This is a genomic window from Clostridium sp. CAG:43 (assembly GCF_000434655.1).
Classification (GTDB): domain Bacteria; phylum Bacillota; class Clostridia; order Lachnospirales; family Lachnospiraceae; genus Otoolea; species Otoolea fessa.
This window is the reverse complement of record NZ_FR895090.1, coordinates 23,598-31,282: the sequence shown is the minus strand read 5'-3', so window position 1 is coordinate 31,282 and position 7,685 is coordinate 23,598. Positions and strand designations below refer to the sequence as shown.

The 7,685-nt window shown below is 50.6% G+C and carries 7 protein-coding genes; 6 read left to right on the top strand and 1 reads right to left on the bottom strand.

The annotated features are described in order from the left end of the window. The 4 genes from QVO97_RS07205 to QVO97_RS07190 all read left to right on the top strand — a co-directional run. A partial coding sequence (locus tag QVO97_RS07205) for an MATE family efflux transporter (protein ID WP_022359684.1) occupies positions 1 to 1,199 on the top strand: 1,199 nt, incomplete at its 5' end. Positions 1,200 to 1,313: 114 nt separating this feature from the next. After that, entirely contained in the window at positions 1,314 to 2,006 is a 693-nt protein-coding gene (locus QVO97_RS07200) for an iron-sulfur cluster assembly scaffold protein (protein WP_022359683.1), read from the top strand. Positions 2,007 to 2,039: 33 nt separating this feature from the next. After that, positions 2,040 to 3,050, top strand: coding sequence for a GGGtGRT protein (locus tag QVO97_RS07195; protein ID WP_022359682.1), 1,011 nt, complete (start codon positions 2,040 to 2,042; stop codon positions 3,048 to 3,050). Positions 3,051 to 3,370: 320 nt separating this feature from the next. Then, positions 3,371 to 3,694 (top strand): DUF3870 domain-containing protein, encoded by a 324-nt coding sequence (locus QVO97_RS07190; RefSeq protein ID WP_022359681.1) that lies wholly within the window; start codon positions 3,371 to 3,373, stop codon positions 3,692 to 3,694. A 149-nt stretch (positions 3,695 to 3,843) separates the two neighbouring features. On the opposite strand, the gene QVO97_RS07185 is transcribed toward QVO97_RS07190, so the two are convergent. Continuing rightward, the gene (locus tag QVO97_RS07185) at positions 3,844 to 5,250 is read right to left on the bottom strand and encodes an amidophosphoribosyltransferase (RefSeq protein ID WP_022359680.1); all 1,407 of its coding nucleotides are present in this window, start codon (positions 5,248 to 5,250) and stop codon (positions 3,844 to 3,846) included. Between the two features lie 448 nt (positions 5,251 to 5,698). On the opposite strand from QVO97_RS07185, the gene QVO97_RS07180 reads away from it, so the two are divergent. Together QVO97_RS07180 and QVO97_RS07175 are read left to right on the top strand one after the other, a co-directional pair. After that, the gene (locus QVO97_RS07180; RefSeq protein WP_022359679.1) at positions 5,699 to 6,649 is read left to right on the top strand and encodes a polysaccharide deacetylase family protein; all 951 of its coding nucleotides are present in this window, start codon (positions 5,699 to 5,701) and stop codon (positions 6,647 to 6,649) included. Positions 6,650 to 6,720: 71 nt separating this feature from the next. Continuing rightward, positions 6,721 to 7,611: a S8 family peptidase gene (locus QVO97_RS07175; RefSeq protein ID WP_022359678.1), complete on the top strand. Its 891-nt coding sequence runs from the start codon at positions 6,721 to 6,723 to the stop codon at positions 7,609 to 7,611. Positions 7,612 to 7,685: the final 74 nt, after the last annotated feature.

Here is a 7,685-nt window from a genome sequence, read left to right as displayed (position 1 = left end):
GTATGTATACCTGGTTTTCACAGGGATTTGCGATTTTGGCGAGGACGGGCGGTCAGGTAAAGACCGCCCATTGTCTTGGTGCGGGAGAAAATGAAAGTGCGGCGCAGTATGCGAGAGGTGCGCTGCAGTTGGGAATTTTGTTTGCCGTGCTGTATGGGCTGGTTTCGATCTTTGGAGCCAGTCGGTTAATTGGATTTTTTAAATTAAACAGCCCGGAGGTGATTGCACAGGCAGAATGGTATGTGCGGATCGCCTGTGGGCTTGTGATCTTTTCTTATCTAAATGCGATCTTGACTGGACTTTTGACGGCGGCGGGAAACAGCCGGACACCGTTTATCGTCAACGTGGCGGGGCTTGTCTTCAATGTTGTGCTGGATCCGGTGCTGATCTTTGGAATCGGACCATTTCCGGAACTGGGAGTCAGCGGAGCAGCGGCTGCGACGGTTACGGCACAGGCGCTCGTAAGCCTCCTGTTTTTCAAGGCAGTCCTGCGGGAAAAGGTGCTGTTTCCGCATCTGCGTCTCTGGGTGCTGGTTCCGGTGAAAGTTTGGAGGGAGATCGTGCGGATCGGTGTGCCGTCGGCGGTGCAGAATCTGATTTACGCAGGAATTTCGATGATTCTGACCCGCCTTATCACCGGATGGGGTGATCTGGCAGTGGCGGCACAGCGTGTTGGCAGTCAGATTGAATCCGTTTCCTGGATGGTCGGAGATGGCTTTTCGGCGGCAGTCAATGCATTCCTCGGACAGAATTATGGGGCGAAGCGGTATGACCGTGTGCGCCGCGGCTATTTCTGTGCGATCGCGATGACGGCGGCGTGGGGACTCTGCACGACATTTTTGCTGATCGGAATGGCGCGTCCGCTGTTCTCGATCTTTTTGCAGGAAGAAGAGGTCATGGCGATCGGCGTCAATTACCTGCGGATCGTGGGACTGAGCCAGATGTTTATGATGGTGGAACAGACCTCGATCGGTGCGTTTTCCGGTCTGGGGCGAACGCTGTATCCGTCGATCATCAGCGTGACCTTTACCTCCGCGCGCATCCCAGTGGCGGTGTTGTTGTCCTCTGTGATGGGACTTAGCGGTATCTGGTGGGCGTTAAGTATTTCCAGCATGGTAAAGGGATGTATTCTGTTCGTTAGTTTTGTCGTGTTTTTGTATGTTTTTTTGGAGAGAAAGAAAGATGAGAAAACCGTCTGAAAAGTTACAAAAAACCTATGGACGAATTGAGAATTTCGTGAGATAATAGGGACAGGATTGATGTGATAAAATTAACAAAGTACAAAATCCAATCATTTCGAAAGGAGTCTTACAATGATTTATTCACAAGAAGTAGAAAATATGTGTCCAGTAGCCCAGGGCGTAAATCACGGCGCTGCTCCGATCCCGGAGGAGGCAAAGTGGGTTAAGTCCAAAGAAGTAAAGGATATTTCCGGTTTAACACACGGTGTTGGCTGGTGTGCGCCGCAGCAGGGTGCTTGTAAGCTGACCCTGAATGTTAAGGAAGGTATCATTCAGGAGGCTCTGGTAGAGACGATCGGATGTTCTGGTATGACCCATTCTGCAGCGATGGCAGCAGAGATTCTTCCGGGAAGAACCGTACTGGAAGCATTAAATACAGACCTTGTCTGTGATGCAATCAACACCGCCATGCGTGAGCTGTTCCTCCAGATCGCATATGGCAGAACGCAGAGTGCGTTTTCTGAAGAGGGGCTTCCGATTGGTGCCGGCCTTGAAGACCTTGGAAAAGGACTCCGCTCTCAGGTAGGTACGATGTACGGAACTCTGAAAAAAGGTCCGCGTTACCTTGAGATGGCAGAAGGCTATGTAACAGGAATTGCACTGGATGAAGAAGATCAGATCATTGGTTACCAGTTTGTAAACTTAGGTAAGATGACCGACTTCATCAAGAAGGGCGACGATCCGACCACTGCATATGAGAAGGCAAAAGGTCAGTACGGCCGTGTAGACGATGCGGTTAAGATTATCGATCCGAGACAGGAATAATCACAGGGTACATAGTTAAGGAGGAACATCACAATGGCATTATTTGAATCATACGAGAGACGAATTGACAAGATCAATTCCGTATTAAATAGCTATGGCATTGCTTCGATCGAAGAAGCTGAGAAGATCACGAAGGATGCCGGACTGGATGTATACGATCAGGTAAAGAAGATCCAGCCAATCTGTTTTGAAAATGCGTGCTGGGCTTACACGGTAGGCGCGGCAATCGCAATCAAGAAAGGCTGCCGCAGAGCTGCCGATGCGGCGGCAGCGATCGGTGAGGGACTGCAGGCATTCTGTATTCCGGGTTCCGTAGCAGATCAGCGTAAAGTAGGTCTGGGACATGGAAACTTAGGTAAGATGCTTCTGGAAGAAGAGACCGACTGCTTCTGCTTCCTGGCAGGTCATGAGTCCTTTGCAGCCGCAGAGGGTGCGATCGGTATCGCAGAGAAAGCAAACAAAGTTCGTAAAAAACCGCTTCGCGTTATCTTAAACGGTCTTGGCAAAGATGCGGCTCAGATCATTTCCCGTATCAACGGCTTTACATATGTAGAGACAGAGATGGATTATTACACAGGCGAAGTGAAAGAACTGTGGAGAAAATCTTACTCCAAGGGACTTCGTGCGAAAGTAAACTGTTATGGTGCAAATGACGTTACCGAGGGTGTAGCGATCATGTGGAAAGAGGGCGTAGACGTTTCCATCACCGGTAACTCCACCAACCCGACCCGTTTCCAGCATCCGGTAGCAGGTACATATAAGAAGGAATGCGTAGAGAAAGGCAAGAAATACTTTTCCGTAGCATCCGGCGGCGGTACAGGACGTACCCTTCACCCGGATAACATGGCAGCAGGTCCGGCTTCTTACGGTATGACTGATACCATGGGACGTATGCACTCCGATGCACAGTTCGCAGGTTCTTCTTCTGTACCGGCTCATGTAGAGATGATGGGTCTGATTGGTATGGGTAATAACCCGATGGTCGGCGCTACTGTGGCGGTTGCGGTAGGTATTGAGGAAGCTGCGAAGGCTGGGAAATTCTAAAAATTATTGATTTTTCAAGGGTTTTAAGGGTGGTTAGATGTGGTGAAAAGCAGTAAAAAGTACATCATTTGTTAATTACTTGTTAACTATTTGTTAACCATACTTGTTAACCTAAGAAGAGTGAGAAAAGGGATCGATTTCGATCCCTTTTCTCGTGAGAGCGTTTGGTTCCTTTTACGATGTATTGTAATCCTACATATTTTATATGGTTTCGAGGAAGCGTGGCTTGTACCTTTCCTAAGAACATGGTATCATAAAACCAGTATATGGATGAAACTGCTTTTATCAGGGCAGTTCCAAAGAAAAGGGGAAACGATATAATGTATAAGGATGATACGATTCTGGTTGTAGGTCAGGCGAAACCGAGCAAGGAGGACGCGATTTACAGCCTGCACGGCGAGTTTTATGTGAGTTTTGTAGTAGAACGGGCGACGGGAAAGATTCTTGATCTGGAGTGCAATACGATTTTGTCGGTGACGCGCAATTTTGTTGTGTCGATGCTGCTTGGAAAGAGTTTGAAAACGGATTTGGACGAGATGCAGCAGAGTATCCGGGAAAGGTATTTTGCACTGACTCAGAAGCCGCTCATTGCCTGTCTGAAGGACGCACATAACCGTTATATGATGGTGACAGGGCAGAAGTGATGTGGGTATTGGCGGTGTGCTTGTATAAACTATAAAGGCACGGTGCTGATAAAACGATTGGCAGAGAATTAACAGAATAAAGATGGCAGCTCATCAGCAGAAATTGATGGGCTGCCATTTTGGTTATCATAGAAACGTATTCTACAACATTATTCTTTTCCGTTCCAGCAATATGTACACAGCTTGCACGGTTCCAGACCAATCGATTCGATTAAATCGTCGAGGCGGTGGAACTGCAGGGAGGTAAAGTTTAAGCGTTTACGGATTTCTTCGACCATTTCCTTATAATTCTGGCTGTCTGGGTTTGCGTAATCATCCAGAAGCTCCTGGGAAATATTGTCGCCCTCACGGTCGCGGATGATGCGGCGTGTGATGAGGTCCAGCTCGGAATTGGAGCGGGAGAAGTTCAGATATTTACATCCAAACAGCAGCGGCGGACAAGCCGGACGGATATGTACTGCCTTGGCACCGCTCTGATACAGGAATTCGGTTGTTTCGCCGAGCTGGGTGCCGCGGACGATGGAATCGTCGATTAAGAGCAGGCTCTTGTCGCGGATCAGGGCGTCTACCGGGATCAGCTTCATACGTGCGATCAGGTTTCTCTGGCTCTGGGTGGTCGGCATGAAGGAACGCGGCCAGGTCGGGGTATATTTGATGAATGGACGGGCAAATGGAATGCCGGATTCATTGGCGTAGCCGACTGCATGCGCGATACCGGAATCCGGGATGCCGGCTACCAGATCGGCGTCGGAATGATCGCGTTTGGCAAGCATACGACCGCAGTGGTACCGCATTTCCTCGACGTTGATTCCCTCGTAGCAGGAGGTCGGATAACCGTAGTAAACCCACAAGAAAGAACAGATTTTCATTTCCTTGCGTGCCGGGCTGAGTACCTCTACGCCGTCGGCGTTCATGCGGACGATCTCGCCCGGTCCCAGTTCTTTGTAGTCCGTGTATCCAAGGTTGATGTATGCAAAGCTTTCAAAGGAAACACAGAACGCACCGTCCTTGTGTCCGATGATCGCCGGGGTACGTCCGAGGCGGTCGCGGGAGATATAGATGCCCTCCGGGGTCAGCAGGAGAATGGTCATGGAACCCTTGATTTTTTCCTGTGCCAGTTTCAGACCTTCAACAAGGGAATCTGCCTGACTGATGATGGCGCCGACCAGCTCGGTTGCATTGATCTTGCCGCCGCTCATTTCCATGAAATGAATATGCCCTTTCTTAAATGCTTCCTGAATCAGCTCTTTTTCATTATTGATCTTGCCGACTGTGGTGATGGCATAGCTTCCTAAGTGCGACTGAATTAACAGAGGCTGCGGTTCCATATCTGAGATACAGCCGATGCCCATGTTACCCTGCATTTCATCGACATCGTGCTCAAATTTTGTACGGAACGGGGAATTCTCGATATTGTGGATAGAACGGCTGAAACCGTTTTCTCCATAAACCGCCATACCACCGCGTCGTGTTCCCAGATGGGAATGATAGTCCGTACCAAAAAAAAGATCCAGTGTACAGTTTGTTTTTGATGTGACACCAAAAAATCCGCCCATTTGTTACTTCCTTTCAACTCTTTTGTCAATAAACTCCATGTGTTACGTTGCACGCGTTGTGATGCGTAACGACATCATTTTTATCATAGCATATATTAGGTGTATTACACAACATGAAATATTTATTAAAAATACTTATGAATATTCTTTGGAACTGTTTACAGGCAGGCACATTTGGAATCGAAAGTGTCATAAGAGAACGTGGTGGCAGCAGGAATTTGCCGTATTTAAATGCGAAGCCACGGCAAATTCCGTTACTGGGCACGTATGCGTGAACACTAACCTTGTCAGAAAAATGTAAGAAGTAAAATGGGACGAAGTGTTCTTAATAAAGGAAGAGTGTGATATAATAAAACCATTGTACGTGAGTATGTCACATGGTCGGCTGTTCCGGATTGCATCGGAATGGCAGAAGAAAAAGAAAACAATTTGGAGGGTTTGGAGCGGTATGAGAAAAACATGGAAAATGAGAGCAGCAGCACTGTTACTTACGGCGGTCTGTACGGTAGGGGCGTCGTTTGCGGCATATGCGGATGATGTGCCGTCCGGACCGGCATCGGATATGGAGCTGATTCAGAGGCGGGAGCAGGCGTCCGGTTCCCAGAATGAGGCGGGGGATGCACAGACGGCTGCTGGCAGCGAGAATCATGCTGGCGCAGCGGAAGGACAGCAGACAACAGAGAACCAGGAGACAGGAAATAACGGACAGACTGCTTCTGAAACGCAGGGAACGGAGCAGGGGGACAGCCAGGTTCCGGATGGAATGGTAGCCAGCGGCGGTCGTTATATCGATCCGAATGCACCGATGGTGGCACTGACCTTTGATGATGGTCCGTATGCCCCGGTTGGAAACCGCATCATGGATTGCGCGGAACAGTACGGCGGCCGTGTGACCTTTTATGTGCTCGGAAACCGTGTGAATTCCTATAAGAGTGAGATTCAGCGGATGTATGCCAATGGGCATGAGATTGGAAATCACACGCAGGATCACAAGTATCTCCAGAAGTTAGGTGCACAGGAGATTCGTCAGCAGGTGGAGGCCTGCAATCAGGCGGTTGCCGCGATCACAGGCGAGGCACCGAAAACAGTTCGTCTTCCGGGCGGTGGAAAAAACAGCACTGTGCTTGCCAATATCAGCCAGCCGATCGTACTCTGGAATGTGGATACGCTGGACTGGAAGACGCGCAATGCGGCTTCATCGGTGCAGACCGTGTTAAACCAGGTAAAAGATGGCTCGGTGGTTCTGATGCATGAGCTTTACAATGCTTCCGGTGACGCGGCAGTCACGATCATTCCGGCGCTTGTGGAGCGCGGCTATCAGCTGGTGACGGTCAGTGAGCTGGCGCAGTTCCGCGGTGGACTGGCAGGCGGAACCGTCTATTACAGCTTCCACAAATAAGAGGCTGCATTCACATAAGGCGAAAGCCCCCATATTCTAACAGTAAGGGAAGAATATGGGGGCTTTTTCCTGTGAACCGGGCGAGAGAATGGATTCATTGCAATGAGGCGTACAGACGAGGACTGACAGGAAAAGGCGTCGGGGTGGCGATCCTGGACACAGGGGTATTTCTGCATCCGGATTTGGAAAATTGCGTTTACGGATTTCGGGATTTCCTTAAGAAAAAACAGCAGCCGTATGATGACAATGGGCATGGAACGCATGTGGCAGGGATGATTGCCGGCAGCGGCACGGCGTCGGCGGGACGCTATCAGGGTGTGGCGCCGGGGGCGCAGCTGGTCTGCCTGAAAGTGCTGGATCAGAGGGGAAATGGGTATGTATCGGATGTGCTGGCAGGGCTTCGCTGGGTGCGCCAGAATGGCAGCCAGTACGGGATCCGGATTATCAATATATCGGTTGGCTCCTTTACACCGAAGGGAATGAGCGAAGATTCGGCGCTGGTGCGCGGTGTCGATGCGGCGTGGGATGCCGGGTATGTGGTCGTGGTGGCAGCGGGAAATAATGGTCCAGCCGCGCACACGATCACAACGCCGGGGATCAGCCGGAAGGTCATCACGGTGGGATGTGCGGATGATGACCGGGAGGTAGAGGTGGCAGGCAGCCGGATGGTGGACTATTCGGGGCGGGGTCCGACGGACGCCTGTATCTGCAAGCCGGACATTGTGGCGCCTGGATCACGGATTGTGAGCTGTAACCTGCGGCGGAACGGGTACCGTTTTAAAAGCGGGACGTCCATGTCTACGCCGCTTGTCGCGGGGGCGGCGGCGCTTCTGCTGGAGCAGAACCCGGACATGACGAACCGGGATGTGAAGCTTCGCTTTAAAGAGCGGGCAGTGGATCTGGGGCTGCCGCGCAACCAACAGGGCTGGGGGGCGCTGGATATCGGGCGGCTGTTAGAGTAGAAGCGGGGCGGTGCCAGATGACGTGTACAGGCAGGCATTTTTGCAACGGAAGGTTTTGTGTGAATAGTAATGGT

What these genes read in the sequence shown, in the direction of transcription:
- QVO97_RS07200 (WP_022359683.1), top strand. Translation starts at nt 1,314, where the DNA reads ATGATTTATTCACAAGAAGTAGAAAATATGTGTCCAGTAGCCCAGGGC.
- QVO97_RS07195 (WP_022359682.1), top strand. Translation starts at nt 2,040, where the DNA reads ATGGCATTATTTGAATCATACGAGAGACGAATTGACAAGATCAATTCC.
- QVO97_RS07190 (WP_022359681.1), top strand. Translation starts at nt 3,371, where the DNA reads ATGTATAAGGATGATACGATTCTGGTTGTAGGTCAGGCGAAACCGAGC.
- QVO97_RS07185 (WP_022359680.1), bottom strand. Translation starts at nt 5,250, where the DNA reads ATGGGCGGATTTTTTGGTGTCACATCAAAAACAAACTGTACACTGGAT.
- QVO97_RS07180 (WP_022359679.1), top strand. Translation starts at nt 5,699, where the DNA reads ATGAGAAAAACATGGAAAATGAGAGCAGCAGCACTGTTACTTACGGCG.